Genomic DNA, 15,789 nt, shown 5'->3' with positions numbered 1-15,789 from the left:
GGGGCACACCCATGGACATGCTTGGCGGACTCACTGCTGCAGAGTTTCTGCGCGACTACTGGCAAAAAAAACCACTGGTCATCCGCCAGGCATTTCCCGGCCTGCAATGCCCCGTGAGCGCCGATGAACTGGCCGGACTTGCCTGCGAGGAAGGGGTGGAATCCCGCATCGTCATCGAAGACGACAAGGGTAAACCCTGGCAGTTACACAACGGCCCGTTCAGTTCGGACCGTTTCAGTGAGCTGCCCGAACATGACTGGACGCTGCTGATTCAGGGGCTGGATCACTGGGTACCGGAAATTGCAGACCTGCTGGAACACTTCCGTTTTATCCCCAACTGGCGCCTGGACGATATCATGGCCAGTTTTGCGCCCAAAGGCGGCAGTGTCGGGCCCCATTACGACCAGTACGATGTCTTCCTGCTGCAAGCTCAGGGGCAAAGACGTTGGACCTTCGGCGGCCACTGCGACCACACATCCCCCCGGGTGGAAGGAACGCCCCTCCGAATTCTCAGCAGCTGGGAAGGGGAAGAAACGGTAACCCTCGAACCCGGGGATATGTTGTACCTGCCGCCTGGCGTGGGCCACCACGGTGTTGCTGAGAACGACTGCATCACCCTGTCGGTCGGATTTCGCGCGCCCACGGTGGATGACATCCTGACCGGCTTCACCGACTACCTCTGCAACCAGGCCGGCGCCGAGGCCCATCTGACGGACCCTGATCTGGCGCTGCAGCACAACCCGGGCACCATCGGCCCGGAGGTCATCGACAAGCTTGACGCCCTTATTCGTGAGCAGCTCAGCGACCGGCGCCAACTATCTCTGTGGTTCGGCCAGTACACCACGGCACCGAAGAACATGGATATCGTCGTACCCGCTGAGGAACCGCTGGAACCAAAACAGATGGCAGACCTGATCCAGGATCAGCAACCACTTCGCTGGAATGAAGGATCACGTTTCGCCTACCACGATCTGTGCGACGAAACGGCCCTGTTCGTCGACGGGGAACAGTACCTGTTGCGCGGTGACGCTCGCCCTCTCGCTCCCCTGCTTTGTGCCGCAGCCCGGGTGGATATGCACGAGCTGACCCGATTTGCAGAAGACGAGGCCCTGCTGGGACTCCTGTGCAACCTGTACAATCAGGGCTCCCTGTATTTCGAGTAACCAGGTGACATGAACCTCAAGTTCAGGAAGTACAGCTGGCAACTGGCGCCGGGACACATCCGGGACATCCGGGAGCAGGTGTTTATCCGGGAGCAACGTGTCCCTCCCGAGCTGGAATGGGATGACACCGACGAGATCGCCGATCACTATCTGGCGGTATTGCCCGGCAACACACCCGCCGGGGTAGCGAGGCTTTTCGGGACGCCGGGCGAGACGGCCCACATAGGCCGGATGGCCATACTCCCCGATTTTCGGGGCCAGGGTATCGGCGAAGCCTTGCTTCGGCACGTCATGAACGATGCCGCTGTCAGCCACCCGGAAATTGTGCTCTCCGCGCAGGAGTACGCGATCCCCTTTTATCAGCGTTCAGGCTTCCACGTGTGTTCCGACCTCTACGACGATGCCGGCATTCCTCATGTAGACATGCGCTGCCTGTCGCCGGACCTGGTGAGCCAGTCCCTCCAGGATCAAAGTACCCCTCATATACTCGGCGAGGACGACACCAGCTGGCTGTTTAGCGAAGAAAAGCACATGCTCAGCCTACTGGACTCGGTGGCTGGACAGGCCCGGCAAAGAATCTGGCTGTATGACCGGTTTCTGGAGCACGACCTGTACGATCGCTTCCGGTTTCGCGAACTGATATCCCAGCTCGCTCGCCGCCACAGGCTGAGCGAGGTTCGCCTGCTCATTCACGACGACAAACCGCTTGTGAAACGGCGGCACCGTCTGGTGGAATTGATGCGCCGGTTACCCAGCAGAATTGAGCTCCGACTGACCAGCGACGACCATCCGTCGGAAGACCAGCCGTTTCTGCTGGCCGATCGGGAGGGCGTGGTTTTCCGCCACGATTTCTACAAGCCCGAGGGGGTCGCCAAGTTCTCAGACAGCGGGCGGGTGAAACTGCTATCGGAGAATTTCCAGCGCATGTGGGACGCCGGTCGCAGCTCACTGGAACTAAGGGAGCTACCGCTCTGAGTGGCCGGTAGCCGGCAAATCACTGGACTCAAACTGCGCGCCAAATGGCACGAACTCCGCGTCCACCTCCTCGGCCACCTCAAGAATCAACTTCCGTAACCACTGATGATCCGTGTTGTGCTGCAGCAAAGGGCTCCACGCCATCTTCAACTCAAACGGAGGAATCTCGAAGGGGGGCACTTTCACCACCAGATCGGTGTTGCCTCGCTGGAGCCAGGCTGCCCGTGATGGCAGGGTAGCAATCAGGTCGTGCTGCTCGGCCAACAGCATGGCCACCTGGTAGTGCCGGGTGAACACAGAAATTTGCCGTTTCCGCCCCATTCGGGCAAGAGCCTCATCCACCCAACCCAGGCGCTGAACGTCTTTGGGGTTCACCCCAACGCCAACACCAAAACCGGTTTTACTGACCCAGATATGACTGGCGTCCAGGTAGGTATCAAGGGTGAACGGCTGATTGACCATTGGATTCCGGGCACTCATCAAGCAGGCAAAGTACTCGGTCCAGAGAATTTTCTGGTGAAATGACTGGGGAATCTTATCGAAGCGGTTGATGGCCATATCCAGCCGACCCTGCTCCACGTCCAGAAAACTGACGTCACTTGGTGTCAGCACATCCAGGGTGACGTGGGGCGCCTCCTGACGAATCCGACGAAGTACCCGGGGCATCAGGCAGGATTCGGCGTAGTCACTGGCCATAATCCGGAATACCCGGTGACTTTCCTGTGCCGAGAAAGGGTTTTTTTCCTGCACGGCCTGTTCAATATCCGAGAGAATACCCCTTACCGCCGGCTGCAACTCACGCCCTCGCTCCGTAGCAGTCATGCCCTCACTTGTGCGCACCAGCAAAGGGTCACCAAACAAGTCTCGCAGGCGTCTCAAGCCATTACTCATCGCAGGCTGGGTTATGCCAAGATGGTTGGCAGCCTTGGTGACATTTCGCTCCCGCAGGAGAACATCAAGATAAACCAGCAGGTTCAAATCGACTCGGGAAAGATCCATCAGCAGCTCCGGGAAAATGGCAACCTGAGATCGGTGCCTCGCTCACACATCATTCATTCGAACAATATACACAAGCAGAAAGATTCATGACATCTATGGCTGAATATCACCATCACCCTTCCGAATAAGGCAAACGATTCATTTCTGGTATTCTTTTATGTGCGTGGTTGAATGCTATCAAGACCTATAGGCCGCGATGGGCATCTGTTTCTTCCAAGTCCGGAGTTTGTGACTGACCGATGAACACAACAACTATCGTCTCCATCCTCGCCGCTGTGGTTGTCACCTCGATTGTCTTCATTGGTATCAGGCAAATGCGGAGACGCGCCCGGATTGAAAGGCTGCGAAAAACCACCGCCAATGAAAACACCTACAACCATGCCCTTGGACTGCTCTCGGACATTCCAGGCCAATACCTTAATGCCGAACTCAAGCTACTGCTTGTGAACCAGATGGAATACGCCAGCCGTCAACTGACACGCCTTAGGGCAGACCTGCCAGCCCAAAACTGGCTAGAATCCTGCCAACAGACCAAACAACAGATTCTCGAAAACGGGGACGATCGGAAGCCGGTCAAAATTGACTCTCCGGAACGTGCAGGCGAGGTAAAGGGACGCCTCCAGAGTCTTGCTACTCTTATCGAGGGCATGCACAAAGACGGCAAGATAGATTCAGCCACCGCCAGGAAAAATCTTAAGTACCTTCGGTTCCTTGCTCATAAAACCGACGCCGACATGCACGTATTCCAGGCCAGGGAGTATGTAAAGCAGAACCGGATCCAAAAAGCGATCCAGGCCTACCACCTTGCCAGTACAGAACTCGGCAAATCGCGGGACAATCCCATTGCATTGCGCGCTATCAAGAGCTTCCGAACACGTATCAGGGAACTGGAAGCGCTGAATGTCGATGGTAAGGAAACCGCCAGCACGGGGCTTCAAGCCAGGCGGGACCGGGAATCGGGCCAGCCCCTCCACAAGGAAGAGCGGATGACAAAGCGGGCCGACAATGACAATTGAGTATTTTCAGGGTACCGCCAACAGAGATTGGATAAAGCAGTGATGTCAGGATTCAGGCAACATCTGTCAAAACGCCTCACCCGGGACACCGTTCTGGTAGCCATGGCGCTGGGACTCATCCTCAACCTCATCCAGATCAATCTCGAATACTTCAAGGCACGGGACTCCATGGAGGATGAAATCCATGCGTTGATGGACATCAGTATCAGCCCTGCCTCCCAGATCGCCTACAACATCGATATTATCCTGGCCAACGAACTGCTGGACGGCCTGCTGAAGCACCCCGCGGTCATCGATGCCCGCATTATCGACAACGAAGACTTCACCATGGCCGCCTCGAGCGGCCGGAGCCCGGACTCCCCCTACCGCTGGGCCAGCGACCTTTTGTTCGAGGAAAACCGGGTCTTTACCCAGGATTTGCAGACGACCCAACACGACAACCTTGAGCTTGGGCGACTGACCCTCACCATCGACACCTACCACTACGGTGTTCAGTTTTTGGAGCGGGCCACTTACACGCTGATCAGTGGGCTTCTTAAAAGCCTTGCCTTGTCGGCAGCCCTTCTGGGCATCTTTTACCTCGCCCTTACCCGCCCCCTCCTGAATGTCATTGGCGCGCTGGGCAGAGTCGATACCAAATCGCCGGAAAAGACTCGCCTGCCGCTACCAAGGACTCACGAACAGGACGAAATCGGCACCCTCGTCACGATCATCAATCAGCACCTGAACACGATCGATTCAAGCCTGGCTCAGCTGCGCGCGGCGGAAAGCGCCATGAAAAACCACTCCAACCACCTTGAGCATGAGGTAAAAGACCGAACCCGGGAAATCTCCGAGAAAAACGAGGCCCTGCAACGAGGCAACCAGGCTCTTATCAAGGCCAAGGAAGAGGCCGTCCAGCGAGCCAGAACCCGGGCCAGTTTCCTGGCCAACATGAGCCATGAGATCCGAACGCCGCTCAACGGCTTGCTCGGGATGCTGGGATTAACCCTGCAGAGCGAACTGAAAGCGAATCAGCGGGAACGACTGGATATTGCCCTGAAGGCCGGTGAAAACCTGCTCTGCCTGCTGAATGACATACTGGACATCTCGAAGGTCGAAGCCGGCAAACTCAATCTGGAAAACATACCGTTCAATCCCCGCAAACTGATTGAGGAGTCGGCGTCCCTGCACGCCCAGCAAGCGCACGAAAAAGGGATTGAACTGGTCTGCGACATCGACCCCACATTGCCCTATAGCCTGATTGGCGATCCGACCCGGATTCGCCAGGTTCTCAACAACCTGCTGAACAATGCGGTCAAATTTACCGAGGCCGGGACGGTTCGAATTCAGGCGAGTCATGACCGAGGCAGTTTGACCCTTGAGGTGACAGATACTGGCATTGGTATCCCGGAAAACAGTCTCAAGCGGATTTTTTCGCCCTTCTCCCAAGCTGATGCTGAAACCACCCGACTCTATGGCGGAACCGGGCTGGGCCTGACACTTTGCCAGCAGCTCGTGGAACACATGCACGGGCGAATCCAGGTGGAGTCGGAACAGGGAAAGGGCGCGCAATTCAGGGTTTCCCTGCCACTGGCCATCCAAGGTCAGTATGCACCCGGAAAATTACCAGAAGTTGCTGAAAGCCTCCGTACCATTGGTGTGGCCTTGGCCATACCGAAGTCCAACCCTCATCGCCGTCCCATCGAACGGCAATTGTCGGCTTGGGGCATTCCCACCCGGGAGGTCGGGCAGTCCAAACAGGGCATTCTCATCGCCCTGATTGCCGATGATGATTCAAGCGGCATGGCCGTTGCCAAGCACTGGAAAGGACCTGGTGTGGTGCTTACCGATCGTCTTGGCGCCCACACCTCCAAACTGGCCGACACCAATGCACTGAATTTGCCGGTCCGCCGAGAGGAACTGTTACGATGCCTGTGTCACGCCGCCGGCCTGCCTTGGGGCCCACTCGAGGCGGATTCCAACGTCGACCTCGAACCGCCAGCAGCAGATCTGACGCTCGACATACTGTTGGTAGAGGACAACCGGGTCAACCAACTGGTGGCGGCCAGCATTCTCAAGAAGCTTGGCCACCGCGTTGCCACCGCCCAGCATGGCCGGGAGGCTCTGGAAGCATTCGAATCGGGATCGTACGACCTGGTACTGATGGACTGCCATATGCCCGTCATGGATGGCTATGAGGCCACGCGAGAGATTCGGAAGAATCCCAGTCTGAGAGACCTGCCAATTATCGCTGTCACCGCCAATGTCATGGAGGGCGACAAAGAGGATTGCCTGGCCTGCGGCATGAACGACTACCTGACCAAACCTTACAACCGGTCCCGGCTGGAGGAAATTGTCAATCGTTGGGCGCCGATGCCTCCAGCGACTTCAGAACTGCCCTGAGCTCCTTGCGCAGGGCCATGAGTCGGCCCTCATCCACACCCAGACCACACAGCAACCGCTCAGGCACAGACCTGGCCTGCGCTTTCAGGCTTCGGCCCTGATCCGTTAGCGACACGGTTACCACGCGTTCGTCCTGCTCACTCCGGCGCCGCTCAATCAGCCCCCGCTCGGCCAGACGCTTGAGCAAGGGCGTGAGGGTTCCCGAATCCAACCGCAGCCGATGCCCCAGATCAGACACCCGGATCACATCGCCGGCATCCTCCCCTTCCCATAATACCAGCATGACCAGGTATTGCGGGTAGGTCAGATTCAGCTCCGCCAGCAAAGGACGATAACGCGCTGTCACCGCACGATTGGCGGCGTACAGCGCGAAGCAGACCTGATTATCCAGCGCGAGAGGGTTGTCTGTTCCGGCCATGTCTACAGCAGCTTTTCTATGTCTTTGCGAATGTCTTCCGGCTTGGCCGTGGGCGGATATCGGCGCACAACCTCACCGTCAGGACCCACCAGGAACTTGGTGAAATTCCATTTGACCTTTTCGGTTCCCATCAGGCCTTTGGCCTCTTTCTTGAGGAAGCGGTACAGGGGATGAGTTCCATCACCGTTGACCTCAATCTTCGCAAACATGGGAAAGCTAACCCCATAGTTCAGGCTACAGAATTCACTGATGGACTCGTTGTTGCCTGGATCCTGATTCATGAACTGGTTGCAGGGAAAGCCCAACACCTCGAGCCCTTTCTCCTGAAGATCCGAATACAGAGCCTGAAGCCCCTCAAACTGAGGGGTGAAGCCACACTTGCTGGCCGTATTGACGATGAGAAGCACTTTGCCGCGGAAATCCGCCATGCTCTTCTCGTTTCCCTGAATATCATTCACCGTGAAGTCGTAAATACTCGATTCGGACACGCGACTCTCCTTGATTTCTCCGAACATAAATTTCTTGCAATTAGATTGTGCACAATTTTAGGCGTAAAACAACCCTAGGCACACTCCCTGATGACCGGCCTCACCCACTCCCCGGCTTCGCTCCAAACCCGCAAAGCAGGCCACAATTCATCACAATTGCCCTGTTGTTGGCTCCCCGTGCTCAGCTAGAATAAGAGCCTCAAATCAATAACATTGATCACAGCACACTAACCAAGGAAGTGAGTCTCCCATGCAGAACTACCACAAGTCCGCCAAGCTGGATAACGTATGTTACGAAATACGCGGAGTGGTTCTTCGGGAGGCGCGCCGCCTGGAAGAAGAAGGCCATCGGGTCCTCAAGCTCAACATCGGCAACCCTGCGGCCTTTGAATTGGACGTCCCTGAAGAAATTCAGCAGGACGTAATCTACAACATGCACCAGGCTCAGGGCTATGTAGAATCCAAGGGACTCTTCTCCGCTCGCAAGGCCGTCATGCATTATTGTCAGCAGCGCGGCATCGACAAAGTCGATATAGACGACATCTTCCTGGGTAACGGCGTCAGCGAACTCATCGTGATGTCCATGCAGGCTCTGCTCAACACCGGTGATGAAGTACTGATCCCGGCCCCGGACTATCCGCTCTGGACAGCCGCAGTCACCCTGTCCAGCGGCAAGCCAGTTCATTACCGCTGCGACGAACAGCAAGACTGGTTTCCGGACCTCGACGACATCAAGAAAAAAATCACCTCTCGCACCCGGGCGATTGTTCTGATTAACCCCAACAACCCGACCGGTGCTGTTTACGCAAAGGAACTGCTGGAACAGGTGATTGAGCTGGCTCGCGAGCACAACCTCATCATCCTATCGGACGAGATTTACGACAAGATCCTCTACGACCAGACCCAGCACGTCTCTACCGCGTCGCTGGCCGACGATGTGCTGTTTCTCACCTACAACGGCTTGTCCAAGAACTACCGCGCTGCCGGCTACCGGTCCGGCTGGATGATTGTCAGCGGCGCCAAGCACAGGGCCCGGGACCTGATCGAGGGCATCGAGATGCTGTCAAACATGCGTCTCTGTTCAAACGTCCCCGCCCAGCTCGCAATACAGACATCCCTCGGCGGCTACCAGTCGATCAACGATCTGGTCACACCGGGAGGTCGCCTCTACCAGCAACGGGAAACGGCCTGGCGCATGCTTAATGACATCCCCGGCGTCAGTTGCGTAAAACCACAGGGAGCGCTGTACCTTTTCCCGAAACTGGATCCCAAATACTTCCCGATTGCCAACGACGAGAGGCTGGTACTGGACCTGCTTCTGCAGGAAAAAATCCTTCTGGTGCAGGGCTCAGCGTTCAATATCGACGACAAGCAGCACCTCAGGGTTGTATTCCTGCCACGGGAAGACGTACTAGAGGACTCCATGGCCAGGCTTGGCCGGTTCCTCAGCAATTATCAGCAGTAACGGAGATCCCATGGCCGATATTCATGTGGAGGAATTCTACAAGGACGTTGCCATAGCCCTGGTGCAGCTCTACGGCTCGTTCCCCCGCCGGGTAAACGTCTTTGTCGAGGATATCGCCGGCCCCGACGAGCCGGACGAGTTCGGTCTGCACAGCAAACGCCACATGGCATGCTTCAGCGCCCTGCTCTGGCTTCAGGAGGAAGGTCTGTTGCGCTACGTGGACACCATTCGCCAGGAAGCGTTGGATCAGGCGGTACTCACCCAGAAAGCCTTTGTGCGCCTGAGCAGCCCGACCCTGGAACACCAGGCTCTGCCTCGGGAGTCCGTCGAAAGGGAAGCGCTCCCGGACTCGGTGCAAAAAGATCTGTCCACCCACATCCACCGTATCCGCCAAGCCCTTAAGAGTGGACACTCAGGCCGGATCAGCGAGGCCGTGCAAACCGCTTTTTTCGAGGACACCCTGGGTTAAAGTTCTGCTAAGGGTATTGAACGCCTGAGCCAAGCCCTCATATCAGAATTTCTGGTTTTACTTCATCAGTGTTCGTTTAACAGTACGGAGACACGACATGCGAATTCTGCTGTTCCTGGCCACCAACCTGGCGGTGATTCTGGTCGCAAGCTTTACGCTTCGACTGCTGGGTGTCGACAGCTATCTGTCCCAACACGGCATCCAGTACGGACCATTACTGGCGTTTGCGGCGGTGTTCGGCTTCGCCGGCGCCATCATCTCCCTGCTCATATCAAAACCCATGGCAAAATGGAGTACCCGCGCCAAGGTTATTGAAACACCCCAAACGCCGGCCGAACGCTGGCTGGTGGAGACCATCAGCGAACTCTCCAAGAAGGCCGGCATCGGCATGCCGGAAGTAGCCATCTTCCCGGCCAGCCAGTCCAATGCCTTTGCCACCGGCTGGAACAAGAACGATGCCCTGGTGGCCGTAAGCGAAGGACTGCTTACCCGTTTCGACAAGGACGAGATTCGAGCCGTTCTGGGGCACGAAATTGGTCACGTGGCCAATGGTGACATGGTGACCCTGGCATTGATTCAGGGCGTCGTGAACACCTTCGTGATCTTTGCCGCCCGGGTTATCGGTTCGTTCGTTGATCGCGCGGTTTTCAAGAACGAAAGCGGCCACGGCATTGGCTTCTTTGTTGTCAGCATCGTTGCCGAAATCGTGCTTGGCATTCTGGCCAGCACCATTGTGTTCTGGTTCTCCCGACGTCGCGAGTATCGCGCGGATATTGCGGGCGCCCAGCTCGCCGGGCGATCGGCCATGATCAACGCACTGGCGCGGTTGAAACAGGAAAGCGAAATGCCGGACCAGATGCCAGACACCCTGCAGGCATTCGGAATCAACCGGGGAGCACGGGCCGGCCTGAGCGCCCTCTTTATGACCCACCCGCCACTGGAAGACCGCATCCAGGCCCTGCAAACAGCCAGCCTGTAACAAAAAAAGCCGGGGCATTGCCCCGGCTTTTTGCTTTGAATCTTCGAACATCAGATCTTGAGTTTGAACCCTACCGCCCGGAAGCTGTCCTGCAACGATTTGCTGGTACCTTTGAGCTGGACGTTCAGGCTCGAACACTCTCTGCGAACTGGATAGTTGCGCCGCAACCGGTCAAACGCCAGCGCCCGCTCTTCTGCATTGCCCTTCATTGCAGCGCGCAGGCGGCCATCGTCACCTCTTGGATCGTAACAAGCCCTCAACGCCACACAGATGGCGCGATCTTCTTCCGCCGCGCCGGTAAACGCAACTTTGCTCAATGCCGGCTCAGGAAGAAACTGTCCAGACTTCTTTCGTACCGGCAGGCCGAGAAAACCACTCAGAGCCTGATAAATCATCTCTGTGCCTTTTACCTTGCCTTCCAGGCTGTAGCCCGCAATGTGCGGCGTGGCAATCCAGACCCGATCCACCAGCCCCGGATCAATCCGGGGTTCCTGCTCCCAGACATCCAGAGCCACCAATGGTGCATTGGGCGCATCGAGCCGATCTGCCAGTGCCTGGGTGTCGATCACTTCCCCGCGTCCGGCGTTGATCAGCAATTGCTCGCCGGTGAGCCCTGCCAGCTGGTCCGCCCCGATCATATGGTAGGTGGCATGCTCCTCGTCTCGGGTGAGCGGGGTGTGAAGCGTCACCACATCGCAAGCCAGCGCCTGCTCCAGGGAAACAAATTCAGGTCCCTCGTCTCCCTCTCGCTCTGCTCTGGGAGGATCACACAACCGGACCTCGAAACCCAGACGCTCCAGCTTGTGGGAAAGCTCGCCACCTACATTACCGGCACCGACGATGCCGACGGTCAGTTCGGTCCAGTCCTCAAGCCCCTGTTTCTCGGCATACACCGACACCACTGACAGCACATATTCAGCAACACTGTTGGCATTGCAACCGGGTGCAGAGGCAAACCGAATGCCGGCCGGCTCCAGCCACTCGAGATCAATATGATCAGTGCCAATGGTGGTTGTGCCCACAAACCGGACCCGACTGCCTTCAAGCAGTTCCCGACCGACCTTCGTCACCGAGCGGACCAGCAGTACGTCGGCCTCTCTGACGTCATCTGGCCCCATGTGGCGACCTGAGACCCGACGAATCTCACCAAAGTCGTCAAAGAACGAGTCCACCAGGGGAATATTTTCGTCTGCAACGATCAGCATGATGACATCCGTCCCTGTTAGTTCCTTCTCGGGCGCGGGCCACCACGCCCACCCTGATTACGGCGACCACGTTTTCGGGTGATGGGCGGATTCTCCATCGGCTGCATCAACTCCTCATCGGGTACCGTTGTCTTCAGTTTCTGGCTGATGTATGTCTCAATCGCCGGCAACGCAAATGAATCTTCCTCACCAGCAAAACTGACGGAAACGCCGCTCGTGCCGGCCCGGCCCGTGCGGCCAATACGGTGCACGTAATCCTCGGCATTCTCCGGGAGGTTGTAATTAAAGACATGGGTTACGCCATTGACGTGGATGCCTCGGCCTGCAACATCCGTCGCTACCAGCACCTGAATCTGACCCTTTTTGAACTTATCGAGGGTTTTCAGACGCTTGTTCTGAGCGATCTCGCCGGACATCAGCGCCACCTTAACGCCCTGATTTCGGAGGTCCTCTTCAAGGTCGCGGCACTGGTCACGGCGGTTAGCAAATACAATTGCCTTTTCCACCTCAGGGCGTTTCAGGTAGTTCACCAACACCTGCACCTTGTCGTCGTCTCCAACCAGGAACACGGTCTGTTCTACACGCTCGGCGGTCTTCTGTTCCGGTTCAATTTCGACAAACTCGGCATTCTGGGTCCACATGGAGGCAAGATTCAGCACGTCCTGGTTAAAGGTGGCACTGAACAGCAGGGTCTGTCGATCTTCCTTTTGAGGACACTTCCGAATGATCCGCTTCACGTCCGGAATGAAGCCCATATCGAGCATCCGGTCAGCTTCGTCCAGAATCAGGATATCGAGCTGGTCCAGGAACACATCCTGGGATCCGAGGAAGTCAATCAAGCGACCCGGGGTGGCCACCAGGATGTCAACGATCTGGTTCTGCAACTGGTCACGTTGCTTGTCGTAATCCATACCACCCACAACAGTCACCACGTTATGGCCGGTATGTTTGCACAACTCCTCGGCATCTTTGGCAATCTGCATGGCCAGTTCCCGGGTTGGGGCGAGCGCCAGCACCCGGGGTTCGGAAGCGAAGCGTTCCTTCGGGGCAATCGGAACTTCCAGCAGTGTCTGGATAGCGGTGATCAGGAATGCCGCGGTTTTACCGGTGCCGGTCTGGGCCTGGCCGATCAAATCCTCGCAAGCCAGGGTCCACGGCAAGGTTTCGGCCTGAATGGGCGTGCAATACTCGAAACCAATCGAGGTAATGGCGTCCAGGAGTCGCTTGTCCAGGTTCAGATCACGGAAACGCAGGTCGCCAGTGTGTTTTGGGTCAGATGTCATACAGCCTCAGTTTTCCTCGAAAAATTCGATGTGCACGTCAGGGGAGCGATGCGTTCAGCGTCTTGGCGCCACGCCTGTATCAACCCCGCCCTGGTGCCATAAAACGATAGTAATGCGTTAAAAAAATCATCAGCCCGGTCAGGCAGCCCCTGCTCAAGGTAATGCTGGGCTTGAGCCCTGACTTTCCGCCGGAACCCCGGCTCATCCGCAGCCCCGGCGCCGGACAGGTTATCCACACTGATGTGGAAACGGGAACCTGCAGCAAGGGAAAACAGCCATTCCATCGCCTGAGGCTTCACTTCCACCTGCTCAAACGCCTGCTGCTGTTCGGCGGTCCGGCCATCAGGACAGTACCAGTAACCGTAATCGTGGAGTGTGCGCCGATACTCACCAGCAATACACCAGTGGCTGATTTCGTGCAGCGCGCTGGCATAATAGCCATGAGCAAACACTACCTGCGCTAGCCCCTCTGGACCATCGGCAGGAATGTATTCGGGTTCGTGGCTGCCCTTGACGAGAATTGTCCGGTATCTTTCCCGAAACACGTCATTGAACAGCATGATAAGATCGTTCGGACTGAGATTCATAGTGGATGGCTATTGTGCGACTTTAAGCCGCTCAATACCAGAGGGAACTTAAACCGTTGATCGGTGTCCCTCGCAGCGTAAACAGGCAGGCCTCCACTCAACTGATAAACTGGTCTGTGCCAGGCTCCCGACAATCAGAGACAATGAGGATCCGGATTCACCCATGACAGCCGTACCCCAGGACATCCGACAAAGCACACTGAGCCAGATCCTGGCATTGTTCACCAGCCTTTTCCTGTTCCTGGGAGCCTCCACTCCAGCACTGGCTCTTGGCTCCGGAGGCAGTAGCCTGTTCGGCCCGGGCAACAATGACTTCCTGCCCGTGGACGAAGCTCTGCCCTTCAGCTTCAAAACAGAAGACGGAGCTGCCGTGCTGTTCTGGGATATCGAGCCCGGGCATTACCTTTACCGCGGCCGGATCAGCGTCTCTTCCAACGACGATTCGATCCAGTTGGGCACAACGTCCTTTTCCCAGGACGGCGAGCGAATCGAAGACGAATTCTTCGGTGAGGTGGAAGTCTTTTACGACCCGGTTGAAGCCCGTGTTCCGGTCACCCTGCCGGCAGGCATGAAAGAAGCCGAGTTGCTGGTGACCTACCAGGGCTGTGCGAGTGCAGGGCTTTGCTATCCACCTCAAACCCGAGAAGTACTGTTTTACCCTGGGGGCTCAGACACAGCCTCAGACAGCGAGGAAAACAATGCTTCCCCGCCTCCCTCGAATGGCACTCGTATTAACCTGGACACGGATTCCGCTACCGGGCTCGCCGGTTTTCTGGAAAGCCAGTCGATCGCCCTGATTGCGGGGCTGTTTTTCCTCCTGGGCCTCGGCCTGACCTTTACGCCCTGCGTCCTGCCCATGGTTCCCATCATTTCCTCACTGGTGTCCCGGCGAAACACCCAGACCACCGGCCACGCGCTGGTGCTCTCGGGCAGTTACGTACTGGGCATGGCGCTCACCTATGCGGCAGCCGGTGTGCTCACGGGCCTGGCCGGAGCCAGCTTCAACCTGCAGGCGCACCTGCAATCGCCCTGGGTACTGAGCGTGTTCGCCGGCCTTTTCGTGCTGTTCGCGCTGTCCATGTTTGATGTGTTCGAACTTCAACTACCGCGTTTTATCCGTGACCCACTCAACGAGGCCAGCCACCGGATTACCGGTACCCGGGTGTTCAGTTTGTTCGGGATTGGCGCAATCTCGGCACTGATTGTGTCGCCCTGCGTATCGGCCCCTCTGGCGGGCAGCCTGCTGTATATTTCCAGCACACAAGACGCCGTGATTGGCGGCGTCGCGCTGCTTTCCCTCGGGCTGGGTATGGGCGTCCCCCTGATTCTGGTTGCCGTTGGTGGCCGCAAATTTCTGCCCACTACCGGCCATTGGATGACGGCAGTCAAGCACCTGTACGGTGTATTGTTGATGGCTGTCGCCATCTGGCTTATTGAACGCCTGGTTCCGGCCTGGCTGGCTCTGACACTCTGGGCCTTGCTGGTGGCCATCACCGGTGTTCAATTGGGGGCGTTTGATGCCGCCAGGGCAGGATGGGAAAGAACTCGAAAAGGTCTGGGACTGCTGCTGTTCGCCTACGGCCTGGCCTTACTGGCCGGCGCCCTCGGCGGTGCCAGCGACCCACTCAAGCCTTTGACGCCGTATACCGCCGCCGCACCGACTTATCCAGGCACCGCTGCGGTGCAGCATGGAGGGTTTAACAGGGTGGAATCCCCGGTTGAGATGCAAGCCATGCTCACCCGGGCGAAGGCGCAAAATCAGGCAGTCATCCTCGACTTCTACGCCGACTGGTGCGTCAGCTGCAAAATCATGGAACGCAATGTTTTCAGCGATCCTCAGGTGGCTCGGGCCATGTCAGATTTTGCCCTGCTGCAGATCGATGTGACCGACAATACGCCTGCCCAGCAGGCACTGCTGGACGATCTCGGACTGTTCGGTCCGCCCGCGATCCTGTTCTTCGGTACCGATGGGCAGGAACGATCCGACCGGCGGGTACTCGGGGAAATGGACCGCGACCAGTTTCTGAGACACCTACAGACCCTGGGCAGCTGACACCAGCCTCAGGCGTCTCCCTTGCGAATCACAAAGGTGAAGACGCCCTCCTGCTCCTCTTCCCGAACCAGTTCATGGCCGAGGAACTGACAGAAACGGGGAATATCCCGAGTGGTTGAGGGGTCCGTTGCCAGTACCCGAAGCAGCTGCCCCTCGTCCACATCGTTAATCCGGTTGTGCAGCATCATGACCGGCTCGGGACAGTAGAGGCCACGGGCATCCAGTTCGGCGTCATAGTGGTCAGCGGTCAAAGCAATCTCCTGTTGTTTACCTGATTTTTTAGGGGAATGTGCTAGTTTTTTCT

The 15,789-nt window shown here is 57.2% G+C and carries 15 protein-coding genes; 8 read left to right on the top strand and 7 right to left on the bottom strand.

The genetic code is table 11. The features are described 5' to 3' along the window. Positions 1-11 precede the first annotated feature (11 nt). Together K8I84_RS03230 and K8I84_RS03225 are read left to right on the top strand one after the other, a co-directional pair. A complete protein-coding gene (locus K8I84_RS03230) occupies positions 12-1,163 on the top strand; it encodes a cupin domain-containing protein (protein ID WP_223793279.1) in 1,152 nt (383 codons plus the stop codon). A 9-nt stretch (positions 1,164-1,172) separates the two neighbouring features. Next, complete coding sequence (locus K8I84_RS03225; RefSeq protein ID WP_223793278.1) at positions 1,173-2,138, top strand: GNAT family N-acetyltransferase; 966 nt, start codon at positions 1,173-1,175, stop codon at positions 2,136-2,138. On the opposite strand, the gene K8I84_RS03220 is transcribed toward K8I84_RS03225, so the two are convergent. Then, complete coding sequence (locus K8I84_RS03220) at positions 2,127-3,137, bottom strand: LysR family transcriptional regulator (RefSeq protein ID WP_223793277.1); 1,011 nt, start codon at positions 3,135-3,137, stop codon at positions 2,127-2,129. The two genes, K8I84_RS03225 and K8I84_RS03220, sit on opposite strands and share 12 nt — an antisense overlap. Positions 3,138-3,376: 239 nt before the next feature. Here K8I84_RS03220 and K8I84_RS03215 point away from each other — a divergent pair, with 239 nt between their 5' ends. Beyond that, positions 3,377-4,153, top strand: a complete 777-nt coding sequence (locus K8I84_RS03215) for a hypothetical protein (protein ID WP_223793276.1) — start codon at positions 3,377-3,379, stop codon at positions 4,151-4,153. A 42-nt stretch (positions 4,154-4,195) separates the two neighbouring features. Continuing rightward, positions 4,196-6,538 (top strand): ATP-binding protein, encoded by a 2,343-nt coding sequence (locus K8I84_RS03210; protein ID WP_263282926.1) that lies wholly within the window; start codon positions 4,196-4,198, stop codon positions 6,536-6,538. Here the strand turns inward: K8I84_RS03210 and K8I84_RS03205 are convergent. Together K8I84_RS03205 and K8I84_RS03200 are read right to left on the bottom strand one after the other, a co-directional pair. After that, positions 6,492-6,956, bottom strand: a complete 465-nt coding sequence (locus K8I84_RS03205) for a MarR family winged helix-turn-helix transcriptional regulator (protein WP_223793274.1) — start codon at positions 6,954-6,956, stop codon at positions 6,492-6,494. The genes K8I84_RS03210 and K8I84_RS03205 overlap by 47 nt on opposite strands. Positions 6,957-6,958: 2 nt before the next feature. After that, entirely contained in the window at positions 6,959-7,471 is a 513-nt protein-coding gene (locus K8I84_RS03200; RefSeq protein WP_223793273.1) for a glutathione peroxidase, read from the bottom strand. A 223-nt stretch (positions 7,472-7,694) separates the two neighbouring features. On the opposite strand from K8I84_RS03200, the gene K8I84_RS03195 reads away from it, so the two are divergent. The 3 genes from K8I84_RS03195 to htpX all read left to right on the top strand — a co-directional run bounded on the left by K8I84_RS03195 (position 7,695) and on the right by htpX (position 10,357). Further along, positions 7,695-8,909, top strand: coding sequence for a pyridoxal phosphate-dependent aminotransferase (locus K8I84_RS03195; RefSeq protein WP_223793272.1), 1,215 nt, complete (start codon positions 7,695-7,697; stop codon positions 8,907-8,909). Between the two features lie 10 nt (positions 8,910-8,919). Further along, positions 8,920-9,378: a hypothetical protein gene (locus K8I84_RS03190; protein ID WP_223793271.1), complete on the top strand. Its 459-nt coding sequence runs from the start codon at positions 8,920-8,922 to the stop codon at positions 9,376-9,378. A 97-nt stretch (positions 9,379-9,475) separates the two neighbouring features. Beyond that, positions 9,476-10,357: a protease HtpX gene (htpX, locus tag K8I84_RS03185; RefSeq protein WP_223793270.1), complete on the top strand. Its 882-nt coding sequence runs from the start codon at positions 9,476-9,478 to the stop codon at positions 10,355-10,357. A gap of 50 nt (positions 10,358-10,407) precedes the next feature. Here htpX and pdxB read toward each other — a convergent pair whose 3' ends face one another. From pdxB to K8I84_RS03170, 3 genes are read right to left on the bottom strand one after another with little or no spacing between them, the layout of a single operon-like run. Continuing rightward, positions 10,408-11,562, bottom strand: a complete 1,155-nt coding sequence (gene pdxB, locus K8I84_RS03180; RefSeq protein ID WP_223793269.1) for a 4-phosphoerythronate dehydrogenase PdxB — start codon at positions 11,560-11,562, stop codon at positions 10,408-10,410. A gap of 17 nt (positions 11,563-11,579) precedes the next feature. Continuing rightward, positions 11,580-12,845, bottom strand: a complete 1,266-nt coding sequence (gene rhlB / locus K8I84_RS03175) for an ATP-dependent RNA helicase RhlB (RefSeq protein WP_223793268.1) — start codon at positions 12,843-12,845, stop codon at positions 11,580-11,582. Next, on the bottom strand, positions 12,842-13,432 hold the full coding sequence (locus K8I84_RS03170) for an elongation factor P hydroxylase (RefSeq protein WP_223793267.1): 591 nt from the start codon (positions 13,430-13,432) through the stop codon (positions 12,842-12,844). The genes rhlB and K8I84_RS03170 overlap by 4 nt, the downstream gene beginning before the upstream one ends. A gap of 163 nt (positions 13,433-13,595) precedes the next feature. On the opposite strand from K8I84_RS03170, the gene dsbD reads away from it, so the two are divergent. Further along, on the top strand, positions 13,596-15,485 hold the full coding sequence (dsbD, locus tag K8I84_RS03165; protein WP_223793266.1) for a protein-disulfide reductase DsbD: 1,890 nt from the start codon (positions 13,596-13,598) through the stop codon (positions 15,483-15,485). Positions 15,486-15,493: 8 nt separating this feature from the next. Here dsbD and tusA read toward each other — a convergent pair whose 3' ends face one another. Next, positions 15,494-15,736 (bottom strand): sulfurtransferase TusA, encoded by a 243-nt coding sequence (gene tusA / locus K8I84_RS03160; protein WP_223793265.1) that lies wholly within the window; start codon positions 15,734-15,736, stop codon positions 15,494-15,496. Positions 15,737-15,789: the final 53 nt, after the last annotated feature.

The sequence above is a fragment of the Marinobacter sp. F4216 genome (assembly GCF_019931195.1).
Classification (GTDB): Bacteria; Pseudomonadota; Gammaproteobacteria; order Pseudomonadales; family Oleiphilaceae; genus Marinobacter; species Marinobacter suaedae.
This window is presented reverse-complemented; position numbering and strand designations above follow the sequence as displayed.

Bases quoted from the DNA above. Each gene is read 5' to 3' on its own strand.
- K8I84_RS03230 (WP_223793279.1), top strand. From the start codon at position 12: ATGGACATGCTTGGCGGACTCACTGCTGCAGAGTTTCTGCGCGACTAC.
- K8I84_RS03225 (WP_223793278.1), top strand. From the start codon at position 1,173: ATGAACCTCAAGTTCAGGAAGTACAGCTGGCAACTGGCGCCGGGACAC.
- K8I84_RS03220 (WP_223793277.1), bottom strand. From the start codon at position 3,137: ATGGATCTTTCCCGAGTCGATTTGAACCTGCTGGTTTATCTTGATGTT.
- K8I84_RS03215 (WP_223793276.1), top strand. From the start codon at position 3,377: ATGAACACAACAACTATCGTCTCCATCCTCGCCGCTGTGGTTGTCACC.
- K8I84_RS03210 (WP_263282926.1), top strand. From the start codon at position 4,196: ATGTCAGGATTCAGGCAACATCTGTCAAAACGCCTCACCCGGGACACC.
- K8I84_RS03205 (WP_223793274.1), bottom strand. From the start codon at position 6,956: ATGGCCGGAACAGACAACCCTCTCGCGCTGGATAATCAGGTCTGCTTC.
- K8I84_RS03200 (WP_223793273.1), bottom strand. From the start codon at position 7,471: ATGTTCGGAGAAATCAAGGAGAGTCGCGTGTCCGAATCGAGTATTTAC.
- K8I84_RS03195 (WP_223793272.1), top strand. From the start codon at position 7,695: ATGCAGAACTACCACAAGTCCGCCAAGCTGGATAACGTATGTTACGAA.
- K8I84_RS03190 (WP_223793271.1), top strand. From the start codon at position 8,920: ATGGCCGATATTCATGTGGAGGAATTCTACAAGGACGTTGCCATAGCC.
- htpX (WP_223793270.1), top strand. From the start codon at position 9,476: ATGCGAATTCTGCTGTTCCTGGCCACCAACCTGGCGGTGATTCTGGTC.
- pdxB (WP_223793269.1), bottom strand. From the start codon at position 11,562: ATGCTGATCGTTGCAGACGAAAATATTCCCCTGGTGGACTCGTTCTTT.
- rhlB (WP_223793268.1), bottom strand. From the start codon at position 12,845: ATGACATCTGACCCAAAACACACTGGCGACCTGCGTTTCCGTGATCTG.
- K8I84_RS03170 (WP_223793267.1), bottom strand. From the start codon at position 13,432: ATGAATCTCAGTCCGAACGATCTTATCATGCTGTTCAATGACGTGTTT.
- dsbD (WP_223793266.1), top strand. From the start codon at position 13,596: ATGACAGCCGTACCCCAGGACATCCGACAAAGCACACTGAGCCAGATC.